The 17,960-nt window shown below is 60.2% G+C and carries 17 protein-coding genes and 3 pseudogenes; 14 read left to right on the forward strand and 6 right to left on the reverse strand.

The features are described from left to right. The first annotated feature begins 135 nt into the window (after positions 1-135). The 6 genes from AACY08_RS06005 to dacB all read left to right on the forward strand — a co-directional run bounded on the left by AACY08_RS06005 (position 136) and on the right by dacB (position 7,146). Positions 136-771 (forward strand): response regulator transcription factor, encoded by a 636-nt coding sequence (locus AACY08_RS06005; RefSeq protein ID WP_339468587.1) that lies wholly within the window; start codon positions 136-138, stop codon positions 769-771. Between the two features lie 464 nt (positions 772-1,235). After that, on the forward strand, positions 1,236-1,706 hold the full coding sequence (locus AACY08_RS06010; RefSeq protein WP_339468589.1) for a nuclear transport factor 2 family protein: 471 nt from the start codon (positions 1,236-1,238) through the stop codon (positions 1,704-1,706). 36 nt (positions 1,707-1,742) lie between these two features. Continuing rightward, positions 1,743-2,015: a GIY-YIG nuclease family protein gene (locus AACY08_RS06015; RefSeq protein WP_339468590.1), complete on the forward strand. Its 273-nt coding sequence runs from the start codon at positions 1,743-1,745 to the stop codon at positions 2,013-2,015. A gap of 75 nt (positions 2,016-2,090) precedes the next feature. Next, positions 2,091-3,026, forward strand: coding sequence for a glutathione S-transferase family protein (locus AACY08_RS06020; RefSeq protein WP_339468591.1), 936 nt, complete (start codon positions 2,091-2,093; stop codon positions 3,024-3,026). 109 nt (positions 3,027-3,135) lie between these two features. Continuing rightward, complete coding sequence (locus AACY08_RS06025) at positions 3,136-5,556, forward strand: TonB-dependent siderophore receptor (RefSeq protein WP_339468592.1); 2,421 nt, start codon at positions 3,136-3,138, stop codon at positions 5,554-5,556. 144 nt (positions 5,557-5,700) lie between these two features. Next, entirely contained in the window at positions 5,701-7,146 is a 1,446-nt protein-coding gene (dacB, locus tag AACY08_RS06030) for a D-alanyl-D-alanine carboxypeptidase/D-alanyl-D-alanine endopeptidase (protein ID WP_339468593.1), read from the forward strand. 1 nt (position 7,147) lies between these two features. On the opposite strand, the gene AACY08_RS06035 is transcribed toward dacB, so the two are convergent. Continuing rightward, entirely contained in the window at positions 7,148-7,927 is a 780-nt protein-coding gene (locus AACY08_RS06035) for an IclR family transcriptional regulator (RefSeq protein ID WP_339417709.1), read from the reverse strand. A 120-nt stretch (positions 7,928-8,047) separates the two neighbouring features. Here AACY08_RS06035 and hmgA point away from each other — a divergent pair, with 120 nt between their 5' ends. Genes hmgA through AACY08_RS06055 form a run of 4 tightly spaced genes read left to right on the forward strand, consistent with a single transcriptional unit; the run spans position 8,048 to position 12,698 of the window. Beyond that, a complete protein-coding gene (gene hmgA, locus AACY08_RS06040; RefSeq protein ID WP_339468596.1) occupies positions 8,048-9,331 on the forward strand; it encodes a homogentisate 1,2-dioxygenase in 1,284 nt (427 codons plus the stop codon). Between the two features lie 3 nt (positions 9,332-9,334). Further along, a complete protein-coding gene (gene fahA / locus AACY08_RS06045; RefSeq protein WP_339468598.1) occupies positions 9,335-10,621 on the forward strand; it encodes a fumarylacetoacetase in 1,287 nt (428 codons plus the stop codon). 12 nt (positions 10,622-10,633) lie between these two features. After that, on the forward strand, positions 10,634-11,275 hold the full coding sequence (maiA, locus tag AACY08_RS06050; protein ID WP_339468600.1) for a maleylacetoacetate isomerase: 642 nt from the start codon (positions 10,634-10,636) through the stop codon (positions 11,273-11,275). 55 nt (positions 11,276-11,330) lie between these two features. Next, positions 11,331-12,698, forward strand: a complete 1,368-nt coding sequence (locus AACY08_RS06055; protein WP_339468601.1) for an MFS transporter — start codon at positions 11,331-11,333, stop codon at positions 12,696-12,698. On the opposite strand, the gene AACY08_RS06060 is transcribed toward AACY08_RS06055, so the two are convergent. Next, complete coding sequence (locus AACY08_RS06060) at positions 12,695-13,498, reverse strand: SirB1 family protein (protein WP_339417717.1); 804 nt, start codon at positions 13,496-13,498, stop codon at positions 12,695-12,697. The two genes, AACY08_RS06055 and AACY08_RS06060, sit on opposite strands and share 4 nt — an antisense overlap. 187 nt (positions 13,499-13,685) lie before the next feature. Between AACY08_RS06060 and AACY08_RS06065 the strand changes: the two genes are divergently transcribed. After that, positions 13,686-14,705 (forward strand): Glu/Leu/Phe/Val dehydrogenase family protein, encoded by a 1,020-nt coding sequence (locus AACY08_RS06065; RefSeq protein ID WP_339417718.1) that lies wholly within the window; start codon positions 13,686-13,688, stop codon positions 14,703-14,705. Between the two features lie 54 nt (positions 14,706-14,759). Here the strand turns inward: AACY08_RS06065 and AACY08_RS06070 are convergent, their stop codons facing one another. Next, on the reverse strand, positions 14,760-15,020 hold the full coding sequence (locus AACY08_RS06070; RefSeq protein ID WP_003171979.1) for a YebG family protein: 261 nt from the start codon (positions 15,018-15,020) through the stop codon (positions 14,760-14,762). A 251-nt stretch (positions 15,021-15,271) separates the two neighbouring features. On the opposite strand from AACY08_RS06070, the gene AACY08_RS06075 reads away from it, so the two are divergent. Beyond that, complete coding sequence (locus AACY08_RS06075; protein ID WP_339468603.1) at positions 15,272-15,760, forward strand: phosphate-starvation-inducible protein PsiE; 489 nt, start codon at positions 15,272-15,274, stop codon at positions 15,758-15,760. Here the strand turns inward: AACY08_RS06075 and AACY08_RS06080 are convergent. From AACY08_RS06080 to AACY08_RS06090, 3 genes and pseudogenes are all read right to left on the reverse strand, one after another. Continuing rightward, complete coding sequence (locus AACY08_RS06080) at positions 15,757-16,071, reverse strand: DUF3509 domain-containing protein (protein WP_339468604.1); 315 nt, start codon at positions 16,069-16,071, stop codon at positions 15,757-15,759. The genes AACY08_RS06075 and AACY08_RS06080 overlap by 4 nt on opposite strands. A gap of 228 nt (positions 16,072-16,299) precedes the next feature. Further along, positions 16,300-16,523, reverse strand: a pseudogene (locus tag AACY08_RS30360) (HAAAP family serine/threonine permease); the annotation flags it as partial. Between the two features lie 240 nt (positions 16,524-16,763). Then, positions 16,764-16,892, reverse strand: a pseudogene (locus AACY08_RS06090) (L-serine ammonia-lyase, iron-sulfur-dependent, subunit alpha); the annotation flags it as partial. Between the two features lie 41 nt (positions 16,893-16,933). Here AACY08_RS06090 and AACY08_RS06095 point away from each other — a divergent pair. Both AACY08_RS06095 and AACY08_RS06100 read left to right on the forward strand, forming a co-directional pair. Continuing rightward, positions 16,934-17,316 (forward strand): annotated as a pseudogene (locus AACY08_RS06095) (LysR family transcriptional regulator). Between the two features lie 212 nt (positions 17,317-17,528). Beyond that, entirely contained in the window at positions 17,529-17,939 is a 411-nt protein-coding gene (locus AACY08_RS06100) for an HPF/RaiA family ribosome-associated protein (protein WP_339468605.1), read from the forward strand. Positions 17,940-17,960: the final 21 nt, after the last annotated feature.

A 17,960-nucleotide genomic window follows, 5' to 3' on the forward strand; every position in this document is an offset into this window, starting at 1 on the left:
CTCTTATTTGTGTAGGTGCTTTTGTTGGGGCTTTAAATGCAGGACTAAATCGAAAGTTGGAGATTTATTACCTATTGTTGCAAAAAGACTATCGCGGTATTTTGCCGGTCTCAAATTGCCATCATGGAGCAGTCGATGATCCGCATTATTATTGCTGACGATCACCCTATAGTTCGTGTTGGACAACGCGTCGTGATCGAGGCGAGTGGCAAGTACAAAGTAGTGGGTGAGGCCGAGGGTCCGGATCAACTGTTGGAGTTGGTGAGTCGTGTGCCGTGTGATCTGATCGTCACCGATTTCGCGATGCCCGGGAACCAGCAGGCTGACGGGTATGGGCTGTTGGGATTATTGAATCGCACCTATCCGGATCTGCCGGTGATCGTGGTGACGATGTTTGCCAATGTCGCAACGCTGCGGGCGGCCTTCGGCCATGGCGCGCGCGGTGTGGTTGCCAAGAGCGCATCTGCCAGGGAATTGCCCCAGGCCCTTAACACCGTGGCTCAGGGGCGCACCTTTGTCAGTGAGTGTTTGCGCGTTCAGTTGGACCAGGCATGTTCGGCCCAGCCAACCACTGCGCCTACGCTTTCCGGCAAGGAGCAGGAGGTGGTGCGCATGCTGGCCAGCGGCATGACCGTCAGCCAGATTGCTGCGCGGGTTAATCGGAGTATCTCGACAATCAGTAAACAGAAGAGTACGGCGATGCAGCGGTTGTGTATTTCGACTGATGTCGACTTGTTTGCGTATGCACGAGATACCGGCATGGTGCCTTAGTTTGGCGAATGTTGAAGGGTTCGTAATTGTTGTATTGGGTGTGCAATAGCGGCGTTGTAAAGTATTGCAGGCTCTCGCGCAAAGAGTGTAGGCGCCTCAGTCACTCGTTTAATTGCAGAGGCGTACTGTTTAGCCGTCTGGCGGACAAATATGCCTTATGTTTGTCGATAAAGATGCAAGCTGGTGATCAGGGTGTTAATGAATGAATTACCGATCTCAGTGGCGGTTGTTGTTGCATGGGGCGCGATAAAAATAGCGATAAGCGGCGAGTAGTTCATCCACTACGACCCTGTTACGGACGCCGCTGCCCAAGGATCAAGAAATACCCATCCACGGCAGCGCTACCCTGGACATCGTCTACCTCTAACCGCACCGCCCTCATCTATGTGGCAAATGGGCATAGCCTTCCTCTCACGTGCAGACTATCGTGCAGCCCTGATAACAACGAACTGCGGAGCCTGCCCATGAGTGATGCCCACGACGCCTTGATCACCCGATTCTACCAGGCGTTTCAACGCCTCGACGCGCAAGCCATGGCGGCCTGCTACACCGACGATGTGGTGTTCAGCGACCCGGCCTTCGGCGAGTTGCACGGCCGTGATGTCGGCGACATGTGGCGCATGCTCACCACCCGCGCCAAGGATTTCTCCCTGACCTTCGACAATGTGCGCAGCGATGAAACCACCGGCAGTGCTCACTGGGTCGCGACGTATCTGTTCAGCGCTACCGGCAATACGGTGGTCAACGATATCGGCGCGCGATTTGTATTTCGTGATGGCAAGATCTGTGCGCACCACGACCACTTCGACTTGTGGCGCTGGTCGCGTCAGGCCCTGGGCGTCAAGGGGCTGTTGCTGGGCTGGTCGCCGGCGCTGAAAAACGCCGTGCGCGCCCAGGCGCTCAAAGGCTTGAAGGCATTCCAGGCCAGTCGTTGATAAGCTTGGCATCCCTTGGTCTTACCGAATGCACCCGTGACCACGCCTGAACCCAAACCCTGGTTTGTCTACCTGGTGCGCGCCGCCAATGGCTCGCTGTACTGCGGCATCAGCAATGACCCGGTGCGCCGCTTTGCCGCTCACCAGAGCGGCAGGGGCGCGCGGTTTTTCCTGTCCAGCCCGGCGGTGGCGCTGGTGTACACCGAGCAGTGCGCGAGCAAGGGCGAGGCGTTGCGTCAGGAGCGGCTGATCAAAAGGTTGAAGAAGAGCGCCAAGGAATGCCTGGCGGCGAGTGGCTCATTGATTTGACTGATGGATTGCCATCACGCCACCCAATGGTTTTGCACGCTAAGCTGCGGGTTCCTTTGTTAAGTGGACCCAAGCATGTCTGAGCTGATCCTGCACCATTACCCCACCTCTCCGTTTGCGGAAAAAGCTCGGCTGCTGCTGGGCTTCAAAGGCTTGTCCTGGCACTCGGTGCACATCTCTCCAGTGATGCCCAAGCCGGGCCTGACAGCCCTCACCGGCGGCTATCGCAAGACCCCAGTGTTGCAGGTCGGCGCCGATATTTACTGCGACACTGCCTTGATCGCGCGCCGGTTGGAGCAGGAGAAGGCCGTGCCGGCGCTGTTCCCGCTGGGCCAGGAAATGATCACTCAAACCTTCGCCACCTGGGCTGACAGCGTGGTGTTCGCGCATGCCGTGAGCCTGGTGTTTGAGCCTGAATCGGTGGCGGTACGCTTTGGCAAACTGCCGCCAGAGGCAATTAAGGCGTTTCTTGCCGACCGCGCCGCGCTGTTCAGCGGTGGCACCGCGAGCAAGCTCCCGGCCGAACTGGCCAAGCATCAATGGCCGGCGATAATGGCGCGCCTGGAGCAACAGCTACAGCGCGAAATCGGGGATTTTCTGTTTGGCGAACCGTCGATTGCCGACTTTGCCTTGGCGCATTCGTTGTGGTTCCTCAAAGCCACCCCGGTGACTGCGCCGTTGGTGGATGCTTATCCGGGCGTGTTGGCCTGGTTGGGCCGGGTACTCGGTTTTGGCCACGGCACGGCCAGCCAGATGAGTGCCGAGCAGGCGTTGGACATCGCGCGTGATTCCACGCCCGCTGCTTTGCCGGACGAGGTGTTCGAGGATCTGAATGGTTTCAAGGCAGGCCAGCACGTCACCGTTTCGGCGATCGATTACGGCGTCGACCCGGTTGCGGGCGAGTTGCTATTTGCCGGCCGCGAAGAGCTGATCCTGAGGCGTACCGATGAACGCGCGGGCACCGTGCATGTGCATTTCCCACGCTTCGGTTTCCACATTCAGGCGCAATAAGTAAAAATATTTGCAAATAAGAGTGAGGTAAATTGCCGTCCCATCCGTGTAGTGCATGAAACTGCGATCTATTCGCATTAACAGCGTTTTCTACACGGGTTCTCACAGCATGAAGTCGACGGCGGGCGGTTTGGTTAAACAGTGGTTGGGCGCCTCGGTATTGGCAGCGTCGGGGTTGGCGTTGCTACCCCTCTGCGTGGCGCAGGCGCAGGAGCAGCAAAGTGTGCAGTTCAACTTTGCCCTGGCGGCCAAACCGCTGCCCCAGGCCCTGAGCGATTTCAGCCGGGTCACCGGGATCAGCGTGATCTACACCGATGAAGCGCCCTACGGCCTCAAGGCCCCGGCGGTCAGCGGGCAGATGAGCGCGACCCAGGCCCTGCAACGCCTGCTCGGTAACAGCGGCTTTACCTTCCGTCAGATCGACGCCCGCACCCTGGCCCTGGAACCGGTGCCCACCGAGGGGGCGGTCAACCTCGGTGCCACCACCATCAGTGGCGTCGGCCAGCAGACCCAGGACAGCACCAGCTACCAGCCACCGCCTACCAGTTCGGTGATGCGCTCCCACGGCCTGCTGCTCGAAACCCCGCAAACCGTCAACGTCGTCCCCGCCCAGGTACTGCGTGACCAGACCCCGCGCAACCTGGATGACGCCCTCGCCAACATCAGCGGCATCACCCAGGCCAACACCTTGGCCAGCACCCAGGACGCGGTGATGCTGCGCGGCTTTGGCGACAACCGTAACGGCTCGATCATGCGCGACGGCATGCCTATCGTGCAGGGGCGTGCGCTGAATGCCACGGCGGAGCGCGTCGAAGTGCTCAAGGGCCCATCCTCGCTGCTGTACGGCATCCAGGACCCGGGCGGCGTGGTGAACATCGTCAGCAAAAAGCCTGAGCGGGTGCAGTCCACGGCTCTGACCGTGCGCGGTTCAACCTTCGGTGACGGCAAGAACGGCAGCGGCGGCAGCCTCGACACTACCGGCCCGATTGGCGACAGCGGCCTGGCGTATCGGTTGATCGTTGACCATGAAGACGAGGATTACTGGCGTAACTTCGGCACTCACCGTGAGAGTCTGATCGCGCCGTCGCTGGCCTGGTATGGCGACACCACCAAGTTGCTGTTGGCCTACGAACATCGCGAGTTTCTCTCGCCGTTCGACCGTGGCACCGCCATCGACAAGTCCAACCACCCGCTGGATATCCCGTCTACCCGGCGTCTGGACGAGCCGTTCAACAACATGGAAGGCCGCTCCGACCTTTACCGCTTCGAAGCCGACCATGATTTGAACGACGACTGGAAAGCCCATTTCGGCTACAGCTGGAACCGTGAAACCTACGACGCGAGCCAGGTCCGTGTCAGCGCCGTGGCCACCAACGGCAACCTGACTCGCAGGATGGACGGCACCCAAGGTGCGATCACCACTGACCGCTTCACCACCGCGAGCCTTGAAGGCAAGGTCAATGTGTTCGGTCTGCAGAACGATCTTGTGTTTGGCATGGATGATGAGTACCGCAAGATCTACCGCGCCGACCTGATCCGCCAGAATTCACGCAGCCCGTTCAATTACAACAACCCGGTGTACGGCAACGAAGTGGCGGGCACCACCGTCAGCGCCGCCGACAGCGCCCAGACCGACCTGCTGCGCAGCGACTCGCTGTTCTTCCAGGACGCGATCCACCTGACCGATCAGTGGATTTTCGTCGCCGGCGCGCGCTACCAGATGTACGACCAATACGCCGGCAAAGGCGTGCCGTTCAAGGCCAACACCAACGGCAATGGCCAGGCCTGGGTGCCGCGTGCCGGCCTGGTGTATCGCTACACCGATGAGCTGTCGTTCTATGGCAGCTACACCGAATCGTTCAAACCCAACTCCACCATTGCTGCCTTGGCGGATGGCAGCACCTTGACCGGCGACCTCACGCCCGAAGAATCCAAGTCCTGGGAACTGGGGGCCAAACTCGACATTCCGGGGCGTATCACCGCCAGCGCGGCGTTGTTCAATATCGACAAGCGCAATGTCCTGGTGTCGTCCGAAGTGGCTGGAAGCACCATCTACAGTCTGGCCGGCCAAGTCCGCTCCCGTGGCCTGGAACTGGACGCCACCGGCCAGTTGACCGACCGCTGGAGCCTGATCGGCAGCTACGCCTACACCGACGCCGAAGACATCAAGGACAACGACCCGACGCTGGAAGGCAACCGCCTGCAAAATGTGGCCAAACACACTGGCTCGCTGTCGGTGGCCTATGACTTTGGCAACATTTTTGGCGGTGATCAGCTGCGTGTGGGCACCGGTGCGCGCTATGTCGGTGAACGCGCAGGTGATGCGGCCAACGATTTCACCCTGCCGGGTTACACCGTGGCGGATGCATTTGCCACCTACGACACCAAAATCGATGGGCAAAAGGTCAAGTTCCAGCTCAACGTGAAGAACATGTTCGACCGCGTCTACTACACCTCGGCCGCGAGCCGGTTGTTCGTGTCCATGGGCGATGCGCGACAAGTGTCGGTCTCCAGCACCCTGGAGTTCTAATGTGGGCTTGTAGTGAACGGGCTTGTCGAATCGTCGCACCGTCCCCCAGCGCGGGACGAGCCCGCTGACTACACCAGCGCGCTCGCCACGCAGGGAGCGAGCTGGTAGCGTGGCCGCACAGTTTTTTGCGGAAATAAAGCACCGATGTTTTTTGGAAAATGGATATACGCCAGCGTCATACTGTTTCTGCTGGGTGGTTGCGCGAGTGTTTCGCCAACCTCCACCCAGGCCTCCCTGGACCATCTCCTGGCTGATCCAGCGCTGCATGGTGCCACCGTCTCCCTGATGGTGCGCGACGCCCGCAGCGGCAGCACCCTCTACCAGTACAACCCACGTACGCGATTGGTGCCGGCTTCCAATCTCAAGTTGTTCACCACTGCTGCGGCGATGGACGTGCTGGGGCCGCAGTACCGGTTCTCCACTCAACTGCTCAGTAATGGCGCGCAGCAAGGTGAGCGCCTCAGCGGCAACCTGTACCTCAAAGGCCTGGGAGACCCGACCACGCAATTCGCCGACTACCAAGCGCTGGCCGCGCAACTGGCGGCGAAAGGCGTACGCCAGATCCAGGGCGACCTGGTGTTCGACGACACCTGGTTCGACGCTGAGCGCCTGGGTGTTGATTGGGCCCAGGACGACGAAAGCACTTACTACGGTGCGCAGATTTCGGCGCTGACCGTATCGCCCAATACGGACTTCGATGCGGGCACCTTGCTCGTCACGGCGAAGGCGCCGGTCGCGGTCGGCCAGCCGGTAAGCGTGGTGATAAGCCCAGCCACTGACTATGTGCAACTGAGCAACCGTGCCGTCAGCGGCCCTGGCAACAGCTACGGCATCACGCGCCAGCACGGCACTAACCTGTTGCAACTCACGGGCGCTTTGGCACCGGGCAAGCAAAGCCGGCAGTGGGTGAGCGTGTGGGAGCCGACACAACTGGTGGCCAATCTGTTTGAACAGGCATTGGCGCAGCAGGGCATTCAGGTGATGGGACGGCGTGTGATCGGCGGTGCAAGCCCTGTGACGGCCAGGGTCCTGGTGGAGCATCAATCGGCGCCTTTGCGGGAATTGATCACGCCGCTGCTCAAGCTGTCGAACAACAACATGTCCGAAGCCTTGCTCAAGGCCATGGGGCGCAAAGCATCCAATGCAGGCACGGCGCAGGCCGGTGTCGCGGCAGTGGCGGACTTCATGCGCCGCCAGGGTTTGGACCCGATGACGCTGAGCCAGGTCGATGGTTCGGGCTTGTCGCGGCGCAATCTGGTGTCGTCGCAGAACCTCACCGATCTGTTACTGGCCACGGCCAAACAGCCCTGGTTCGAGGCTTGGTACAACGCCTTGCCGATCGCCGGCAACCCGGACCGCATGACCGGCGGCAGCTTGCGCTACCGCTTGCGTGGGACGGCTGCAGAAAACAATCTGCACGCCAAGACCGGTTCCATGGCCGGGGTTTCCTCGTTGAGCGGCTACATCACCGACGCCGAGGGCCGACGCCTGGCGTTTTCAATAATCAGCAATAACTACCTGAGCAATGCCGCGCCTATCCGTGCGCTGGAGAATCGCGTGGCACTTGCACTGACCCAATGGCACGACTAGCTCACGGCTGATAGCCCATGCGCCAACTCACGGCCCGGGTCGCCGCCAGCAAGCGCTGCGCCGCCGGGCCATCTTCATCGGCGTGGAACAATGAGGTGGGACCGACCACGGTCATCACCGCCGCCACTTGGCCGATGGCGTTGAACACAGGCGCCGACAAGGCATCCACCCCCGGCATCAGCAGACCATGCACAAAATGCAGGCCGCGGCTGCGGATCTGCTGGCAGACGGTGGCGTAAGCCTGGTCATCGGCCAGGGCATGGGCGATGCCAGCCTGGATCTCGCGCTCACGCAATTCCACGGTTTCCCGCGACGGCAGAAAGGCGCTGAACACCAGCCCGGTGGACGAGCTGAGCAGCGGCAGCACGGAACCCAATTGCGTCACCACGGTGACGGCGCGCACGGCGGGTTCGATCTGCACCACGGTCGCCCCCTGGTTGCCCCACACCGCCAGAAAGCAGGTCTCATTCAACGCGTCGCGCAACTCCGCCAGCGGCATTGCGCCGACTTTCAGCACATCCATGCTGCCCAGCGCCGCCAGGCCCACGCGCAAGGCTTCGCGGCCCAGCCCATAGTGGTTGGTGGCGGTGTTTTGTTCGGCAAATCCCGAGGCGATCAACGCCTGCAGATAACGATGCACCTTGCTCGCCGGCATCTGCACGTGCTCGGCCAGGCGCGACAGCGAGGTGGCCGGCGACAGTTCGGCCAGGGCCTTGAGGATGTCGGTGCCCACTTCGGCCGAGCGGACTTTCTGTTTACCGGTGTCGCGGGGCTTTTCCATGGAAGGGCGAGAATCCGAGAGATGAATGGGCGTCTTTATAGCTTGACGGTCGACAGTGATCAAATTACGTTATGCGTAACTGGATTACGATAAAAACAACTTCCGTGTAGAGGACGATCCATGAACCTCGAATACCTGTCGGGCTTCGGCAATGAATTCGCCAGCGAAGCCCTGCCTGGCGCATTGCCGGTCGGCCAGAACTCCCCGCAAAAAGCGCCTTATGGGCTGTACACCGAATTGTTCTCCGGCACAGCGTTCACCATGGTGCGCAGCGAAGCCCGGCGTACCTGGCTTTACCGCATTCAGCCGTCGGCTAATCACCCTGCGTTCGTCAAGCTTGAGCGGCAATTGGCCGGTGGGCCATTGGGCGCGGTGACGCCCAATCGCTTGCGTTGGAACCCGTTGGATGTTCCAAGTGAACCGACGGACTTCGTTGATGGGCTTGTAGGAATGGTCGCCAATTCGGCGCTGGAAAAACCCGCTGGCATCAGCATCTATCACTACTGTGCCAACCGTTCCATGGAGCGCGTGTTCTTTAACGCCGATGGCGAATTGTTGATCGTCCCCGAGCAAGGTCGGCTGCGTATCGCCACGGAATTGGGCGTGCTGGAGGTGGAACCGCTGGAGATCGTCGTGCTGCCGCGAGGCCTCAAGTTCCGCGTCGAACTGCTGGATGCCCAGGCGCGTGGCTACGTCGCCGAGAACCACGGCGCGCCGTTACGCCTGCCGGACCTGGGCCCCATCGGCAGCAATGGCCTGGCCAATCCGCGCGATTTCCTCACGCCGGTTGCTCACTACGAAGACCTGAAAAAGCCTACGACGTTGGTACAAAAATTCCTCGGTGAACGCTGGGCCTGTGAACTGGACCATTCCCCGCTCAACGTCGTCGCCTGGCACGGCAATAACGTGCCGTACAAATACGACCTGCGCCGTTTCAACACCCTCGGCACCGTGAGTTTCGATCACCCGGACCCGTCGATTTTTACTGTCTTGACCTCGCCGACGAGCACCCATGGCTTGGCTAACCTCGACTTCGTGATTTTCCCGCCGCGCTGGATGGTGGCCGAAAACACCTTCCGCCCGCCGTGGTTCCACCGCAACCTGATGAACGAATACATGGGCCTGATCCAGGGCGCCTACGATGCCAAGGCCGAAGGCTTCCTGCCCGGCGGCGCGTCGCTGCACAGTTGCATGAGCGCCCACGGCCCGGACGGCGAGACCTGCACCAAGGCGATCAACGTCGATCTGGCGCCGCACAAGATCGATAACACCATGGCTTTCATGTTCGAGACCAGCCAAGTGCTGCGTCCCACGCAGTTCGCCCTGGAATGCCCGCAACTGCAAAACACTTACGACGCGTGCTGGGCCTCGCTGCCCGCCACCTTCAACCCGAATCGGAGATAACCCATGACTCAGCCAACACTAACGCGCAGCTGGGTGGCCTCGGCCAATGGTCACGCGGATTTCCCCCTGCAAAACCTGCCGCTGGGGGTGTTCAGCCTCAACGGTTCGGCGCCGCGCAGTGGCGTGGCGATTGGTGATTCCATCCTTGATCTGCACGCAGCCTTGGATGAGTTCGAGGGTGAAGCGCGTCGCGCCGTTGAAGCGACCGCCGGCGGCCAACTGAACGCGTTTTTTGAACTCGGCCGTGGCCCGCGCGTGGCCTTGCGCGAGCGTCTGCTGGAACTGCTGGCTGAAGGCAGCACACTGCAAACCCGCGAGGCACAGGTGCTGCACCGCGCCGCTGATTGCCAGATGCACCTGCCGGCGAAAATCAATGACTACACCGACTTCTACGTCGGTATCGAACACGCGCAAAACGTCGGCAAACTGTTCCGCCCCGACAACCCGCTGCTGCCCAACTACAAGTACGTGCCGATTGGTTACCACGGCCGCGCATCGACCATCCGCGCCTCGGGCACCGAGGTGCGTCGTCCCAAAGGCCAAACCTTGCCAGCCGGCCAGACCGAGCCGACCTTCGGCCCGTGCGCGCGCCTGGACTACGAACTGGAGCTGGGCATCTGGATCGGCCAGGGCAATGCGATGGGCGATTCGATCGCCATTGGTGACGCGGCCGAGCACATTGCCGGTTTCTGCCTGCTCAATGATTGGTCGGCGCGGGATATCCAGGCCTGGGAATACCAGCCGCTGGGGCCGTTCCTGTCGAAAAGCTTCATCACCAGCCTCTCACCGTGGGTGGTGACCGCCGAGGCCTTGGAGCCGTTCCGCAAGGCACAACCGGCGCGGCCTGAAGGCGACCCGCAACCGCTGCCGTACTTGCTGGATAAGCGTGACCAGGCTGCGGGTGCGCTGGATATCGAATTGGAAGTACTGCTCACCACCGCCGCCATGCGCGAGCAGAACCTGCCGGCTCATCGCCTGGCTCTGAGCAACAGCCTGCACATGTACTGGACCGTCGCGCAGCTGGTTGCGCACCACAGCGTCAACGGCTGCCAGTTGCAAGCGGGTGATCTGTTTGGGTCGGGCACCTTGTCGGGGCCGCAAGAAGGCCAGTTTGGCAGCCTGTTGGAAATGACCGAAGGCGGCAAAAAGGCCATCGAGTTGCCATCCGGCGAAGTGCGCAAGTTCCTTGAAGACGGCGACGAAATCATCCTGCGCGCCCGTTGCAGCCGCGAAGGGTTTGCTTCGATCGGCTTCGGCGAATGCCGCGGCACTGTGATCGCGGCGCGCTAGGAGGGCAGGGTGATGGAACTCTACACGTACTACCGTTCGACCGCGTCGTACCGGGTGCGTATTGCCCTGGCGCTCAAGGGCCTGGATTTCAGCGCCGTGCCGGTCAACCTGCTGGTGCCGGCGGGTGGTGCCAATCGCCAGCCGGAGTACCTGGCGATCAACCCACAAGGTCGCGTGCCGGCGTTGCGTACTGATGAGGGCGAGTTGCTGATTCAGTCACCGGCGATCATCGAATACCTTGAGGAACGTTATCCACAGGCGCCGTTGCTCTCCAAAGACTTGGCGACCCGCGCGCATGAGCGTGCGGCGGCGTCGATTATCGGCTGTGATATCCACCCGCTGCACAATTCGAGCACCCAGAACCTGCTGCGGCAATGGGGGCATGACGAGGCGAAGGTGTTGGCGTGGATCGGTCATTGGATCAGCCAGGGGCTGGGCGCGGTGGAGCAATTGATTGGTGATCAAGGTTATTGCTTTGGCGAGCAGCCGGGGTTGGCGGATGCGTTTCTGATCCCTCAGCTGTATGCGGCAGAACGCTTCAAAGTGCCATTGGCGGCGTACCCGCGCATTGGCCGTGTGGCGGGGCTGGCGGCGCAGCATCCGGCATTTATACAGGCTCACCCTGCCAATCAACCTGACACACCCCAACCCTGAATGTGGGAGCGGGCTTGTTCGGCGTCATCTCTATAAAAATAATAGGTACCTTGCGATGCACAACCAAATTGCCAGCTTTCGCGCGGCACTCGACGCCCGTCCGGTGTCGCGCTATCAGTGGTTGATTCTCCTGTTGCTCGCGCTGCTGCTGGTCACCGATGGCTACGACGCCCAAGTGCTGGGTTATGTCGTGCCGGCGCTGGCCAAGGATTGGGGGCTGGAGAAAGCCGCATTTGGTCCGGTGTTCAGCGCCAACCTGCTGGGGCTGACGCTCGGGTCATTGCTGGTCACACCCTTGGCCGATCGCTTTGGCGTGCGCCGCATCCTGCTCGGCTGTGTGCTGATCTACGCCAGCCTCACCGTGCTGATGGTGTTTGCCAACTCGCTGAACACGCTGATGGCCGCGCGGTTTATCTGCGGTATCGGCATGGGGGGCGCGATGCCGAGCGCGATGGCGTTGATGTCGGACTACTCCCCACCGCGCTTGCGCACGTTGATGGTGACCTTGGCAGCCTGTGGCTTCTCGTTTGGCGGGGCCGCGGGTGGTTTTGTGGCGGCGGGGTTTATTGAAGGCTTCGGGTGGCAGGCTGTGTTTCTTGCAGGAGGCGTGACACCGTTGTTGCTGTTCCCGTTTCTGGTGTGGCTGCTGCCGGAATCTCTGCCGCGTTTGCTGCGTGATGCCCCGTCCTATGCAAGGTTGCGGAAGGTGACGGTGCGTATGCTTCCCGACTGGCAACCGCCGTTAGCGACCGAGGCTGAAAACCAACCGGCGCAAAGCAGTAAACTGACGGTCGTGGAGTTGTTCCGTAACGGCTACGCGCGCCCGACCGTGCTGATCTGGGCGACCTTTTTTGTCAGCCTGATCCTGCTGTATTTCATGATCAGCTGGTTGCCGTCGCTGCTTCTGGAAAGTGGTTTGACGCTGAAAGACGCCAATCTGGTGACGTCGATGTTCCTGTTCGCCGGCACCTTGGGCGCCATCGGCATGGCTTGGTTCGCCGACCGCTTGAAAAGCAAAGTACGACTACTGTCAGGCGTGCTGGCGGCGGCTGCTGTGTGCACCGTTTTACTCGGCCTGAACCATGACAACCCTCGCTACTTGGTGGCCTGCGTATTTGCGGCCGGGTTTTGCATCATCGGTGGCCAGTTGACCCTCAATGCCTTTGCCAGCAACTTCTACCCGGCGCATGTGCGCGCTACCGGTACGGGCTGGGCGCTGGGGGTAGGGCGATTTGGCTCAATCCTGGGGCCGCTCTTTGGCAGCATGCTGCTCGCGATGCATATCCCGGTGGAGCAGATTTTCTTCTTCTGCGCGATACCGGCGGTGATTGCGGCGTTGTTGATTATTCAGGTGCGTTCGCCCGGGGTTGATGTGCCGAAGAGCCGGATGACAGGGGATATTCTCAAGACGCCACAGGCTTAGTGCACCACTGAATTGGGTGGCAGGTGCCCCAGCCGCTCGGTCAGGCGCAGGCGTTGGATGGGATCTTCGCTGAGCATCAGTGCGTGCTCCAGGTCGAAGCGTTCGGCGTTAGGGCAATCCAGGCGCTGATACAGGCTGGCCCTCGCCAGGTAATCGGCGGCGCTGGCGTTGCCCAGCTCCAGCACGCGTTCGGCATCGACCAGCGCTTCAAGCGGGGCGTCATTGGAAAGGTGCAGTTGCCGCAAGTTGCGCGACAGCCGTTGCAGGATCGAACGCGGATCGGCGGTGTACAAGTGGTCGGCCTGCAACTTGAGGTTGGGGCCGTACTGGCGTTGCAGTAGGTCGCGACAATCATTGGGGTACAAACGCCGCCCGCCGCAGGGGTCCAGCAGGTGATCGGCACCGGGTACCCGCAGCAGGAAGTGGCCGGGGAAATTCACGCCGACCATGGGGATGTCCAGGCGCCGCGCCAGTTCCATAGCGATCAGCCCCATGGCCAAGGGTTGTCCACGTTTGCGTCGCAAGACCTTGTCCAGCAGGGCAGCGGCGGGGCGCAAGGGGGTGAATTCATCCTGGGCAAACCCCAGGTCATTCATGCGCCGCAGCAGCGGCTGGGCCTGCTCATCCGCTGGCAGCATCGGCATGCCCAGGCTCACCTGCTGTTGCAACAGGGTCAATTCCTGCAGGATCAGCAAAGGCTGCACCGCCGGGTCGTGCTCGGCGGCAATCCACAGCGCCGCTTCAAACAGCGCAGGTGGTGAGCGTTCCAGGCAGGCGAAAAAGGCTTTGCGGGGATTCATTGCATTCTCCGACATAGGCCCCCGTTTTAGCCTTGCTGGGGTTTTTCGTCCAGTGGCTTAGCAAATATCCAGCGCGCTTATGTCTCAAATCCTGCAAAAACGGGCGTCTTATTCCAGCGTGGTCCGGCATTTTTCTGCCGCAAGCCTATACTTGGCCCACTACCAAAAGTGATTCGGGAGCTTGACGATGTTTGCTCTCATGCATAGCACCCGCCTTGAATCGCTGCACTTGAGCGTCGACCCGGTCACCGGGCTGAAGGCGGTCATCGCCATCCATAACAGTCGCCTTGGGCCCGCCCTCGGTGGTTGCCGTTACCTCTCCTACCCCGACGACGAAAGTGCCGTGGCCGATGCCGCGCGCCTGGCCCAGGGCATGAGCTACAAGGCCGTACTGGCGGGGTTGCCGGTGGGCGGCGGCACCGCAGTGATACTGCGCCCAGGCCACGTGGAAAACCGCGCGGCACTGTTTGAAGCGTTTGGCCGTTGTATCGAACAACTCGACGGCCGCTACATCACCGCCACCGACAGCGGCACCTCGGTGGCGGACATGGATTGCATCGCCCAGTACACCCGTTACGTCACCAGCACCACCGCCGCGGGCGACCCTTCACCCCATGCCGCCATGGGCGTGTTTGCCGGCATCCGCACCACCGCCATGGCCCGCCTGGGCAGCGACAACCTCGAAGGGTTGCGCGTGGCCATCCAGGGCCTGGGCAATGTTGGCTACGCCCTGGCCGAACAGCTGCACGCCGCCGGTGCCGAGTTGCTGGTCAGCGACATTGACCATGGCAAGGTGCAACTGGCCATGGAGCAACTGGGCGCGCACCCAATCGCCAACGAGGCGTTGTTAAGCACGCCGTGCGACATCCTCGCGCCCTGCGGCCTCGGCGCCGTGCTCAACCGCCAGAGCGTCGGCCAGCTGCGCTGCGCCGCCGTAGCCGGTTCCGCGAGTGCGCAACTGACCAACCTGCAAGTGGCCGACCAACTGGAAGGGCGCGGCATCCTCTACGCCCCCGACTACGTGATCAACTCCGGTGGCCTGATCTACGTGGCTCTTAGGCACAGCGGCGCAGAGTTGCCGATCATTACCGCGCACCTGTCCAACATCGGCACGCGCCTTACCGAAATCTTCGCCCACGCCCAGGCCGAAAAGCGCTCCCCCGCACGGGTGGCGGATGAGCTGGCCGAACGGTTGCTGTACCAATAGCCAGCTATTAAAAAGGCCCTGAATCCATGATTCAGGGCCTGTTCAATTCTGGCTTTACTCCGCTGCAGCGTTGAGCAACTCGGACAACGCGTCCGGTTGGCTCTTGAACGCCTTGGCAAATACATCGCGGTTCTTCGCCATGTAGATCCCGGCTTCTTCCACCTGCTGCTCACTCAGGGACGGCACTGCTTTTTGCAACACTTCTGCCAGCAACTCAGCGAGTTCAAGCATCTTGTCATGACGGTCAGCTTCGGCTTTATCCATGAACAAACGCTCCAGATCTCGGCTGCTGCGGTATACCACTTCGACGGCCATTCACCACCTCACATGCCTTCACGATAGTTGTCTTTTGCGACTACTGTATTTATATACAGCAAAAAGAGTAAGCCAAACCGTGGGGTTTGGATAGCAGTTTTTAATGTAGCCCGTAAATACAGGTTAAGCGTGTCTCATGTCACCCGGCCATCATCTCATATCTGCCCTGGCTTTTTTCTGCATGCAAAAGCATAACAACCGTCACGTCTAACCCGCATTATCCGGTCGAGTCGACCTAAGGAAGCATCATCGTGAAAATCAACTGGGCCGAAAGGCTACGCCAGCAAGTACATGGTCTGGCCGAGTCCCTGGGCAATCTGTTTGTCGAGTCGTTCCACTTCCTGGCGTTGTTCGCCATTGGTGCGGTGACCGCTTGGGCAGCGGTGATGGAATTTCTGGGGATGCTGGAGAACGGGCACATCAAGATTGATGACATCTTGCTGCTGTTCATTTACTTGGAATTGGGCGCCATGGTCGGGATTTATTTCAAGACCAACCACATGCCGGTGCGCTTCCTGATCTACGTGGCGATCACCGCCCTGACGCGGCTGCTGATTTCCAACGTGTCGCACCACAACCCACCAGACGTAGGAATCATCTACCTGTGCGGCGGGATTCTGCTGTTGGCGTTCGCCATCCTGGTAGTGCGCTACGCGTCGTCGGCGTTCCCGTCGGTGAAGGTCGAAGGCCCGCGTCGCAAGGGTAGTGCGAGCCTGGAAACCGAGAAGGGCGAGCTTTAAAGTCCGGCGCTGAAGGGCAGGGGACGGGCAGGCGGTCGCTGTAGCACTGTGTGATCGCCATCGGTCATGGCCGCGAGGATTTCCATGGCGCTGTGGCCTTGTTCTATGGCAATACCGAATTGGATGCTCTGCACTAGACGCTTCAGCCGCTTTGGATCGTTGCGCTGTTCGGCGCTGATCATGCGTTTGGCCACCACCCCGTCCTCATTGGAGAGGGTGAGCATAATGCTGCCGTCCAACCGTTGGATGCTCAGGTTGACCCGATAGTCCGGCGTGAAGGTGTCGGTGATGATCTGAAAAGGATTGTCCATGGTGCGTACCGCCTGATAAGAACATGCAGTCATTGACGACCGGTGTTGGGATTAGTTCGTGTCTCCTGACCACCGGCCACTTCGTCGCTGAAGCGTCACAAGATCCGTTTGCTTCGTAAGCTGTACAGCAAGGGGCGTGCCGTGTAGCGGTCTATCAGCCAGTGAGGTGTCAATGTGGGCGCGGGCTTGCTCGCCCGCGCCCATATTGAATGGGCGTTGTGGGCTATTTCAGGGCAGTACTGAAAAAACGATCGCAGACAGCGCAATCAGCCCGATCCCCCCACAAATACATTCGAGACTTGGCCCGAATACTGGCGCAGGGAAGGCACGCGGCGGATTGCGTACATCGGCATCAGGAACAGCAGGCACGCGATGATCGGCCCGCCCTTGGTCTCGATCATGCCCAGAATGCTCGGGTTGAAAGTGGCCACGGCCCAGCAGGTCAGCACGATGGCCATGAGGCCCAGGATCAGTACCAGCGACAGGATCGCCCGCGGCAGCGGGGTCATGTGCAGTTGGTGCTCCATGAAACTGCCCAGGGTGTTGGTCAGCGCCACGCTGTACACCAGCAGGATCGAGAAGACCGCAAAGAAACAGAGCAGGGTGATCAGCTTGCCCGCGCCGACGCCAGCATTGATCGGCAGGAACAAGGTACCCGCACCGATGGCGGTGCCGTAGAGGCCCAGCATCCAGCTGACCGCCAGGCCACCCCGTGAAGTTTCCTTGTATTTGTCATGCATATCGGCGCCGGTATCGCGCAGGGTGCGGATCACCCGGTCGAGGGAGATAAAGTGTTTGCCGTCACCGCGCAGGGCCATTTGCACGAATTATCCTAAGACAGCCTTTAGCAGGACTAAACGCTATGACCCGATCCCTCCATGGTCAGACTTACGTCTGGCTGCACGTTTTTTCCAGTGCGGCGCGGCATTTGTCGTTCACCCGCTGCGCTGAAGAACTGCACATCACGCCGGGGGCGGTGAGCCAGCAAATCCGTCAGTTGGAGGAGCGATTAGGTTTCCGCTTGTTTCATCGACGCGCGTGTGGCGTACCTTGCTTAACGATGAGCTGGAGCGCGGTACTTTGATCGTGCCGTTTGGCCTGGCCGTGCCTAACCATAAACGCTACGTGCTGTTGTATGCGCCAGGTGCGCTGAACCATCCGGGCGTGCGGGCAGTCCATGATTGGCTGGTGGAAGAAGCGATGATTTTTCGCGGATTGCACCCCTTGGGAGAAGGGCAATTGTAGGGAATTGGGAGCGTAGGAAGATGTACCCAACTCCCGAAGATAACAGCGTGTTTGATCCTTGTCAGACTTAATTTGTAATGTGTGATTTATCTTTGCAAAGGGCTTGAATTGTTTCGCGGTCTGCCCAATTGTGTAATCAAGAGGTCATGGTTTTACCTGCCGGGTAAAGCAGTCGTGACCTCTCGCGAGCTAGCTGAAATAAGGGAAAAACTATGCAAATCCAAGTCAATAGCGATAACCATATTGAAAGCAGCATCCGACTGGAGGAGTGGGTACGTACTACCATTGAAAGCACGCTCGAACGTTATGAAGAAGACCTGACCCGCGTTGAGGTCTACCTTAAAGATGAGAACGGGGATAAGCCCGGTCCCCACGATTTAAGTTGCCGCCTGGAAGCACGGCCAAAAGGCCACCAGCCGGTTTCGGTACTGCACAAGGCCGATACCCTGGAACAGGCGATCGACGGTGCAGCCACCAAGCTGGACCATGCGTTGGAACATTTGTTTGGCAAACTGCAAGGCAAGCCGCGCGCTGCCGGTAAAAACCTGTCGGTCAATAAAGTGAACGATGACGCGCTTGAAGAGGAATTCCTGGAAAACGAAAATGCTGCACTTAACGGCTGACAGTTTTTTCACACCCCACTA

It is taken from the genome of Pseudomonas sp. EL_65y_Pfl1_R83 (genome assembly GCF_963970695.1).
Classification (GTDB): Bacteria; Pseudomonadota; Gammaproteobacteria; order Pseudomonadales; family Pseudomonadaceae; genus Aquipseudomonas; species Aquipseudomonas tritici.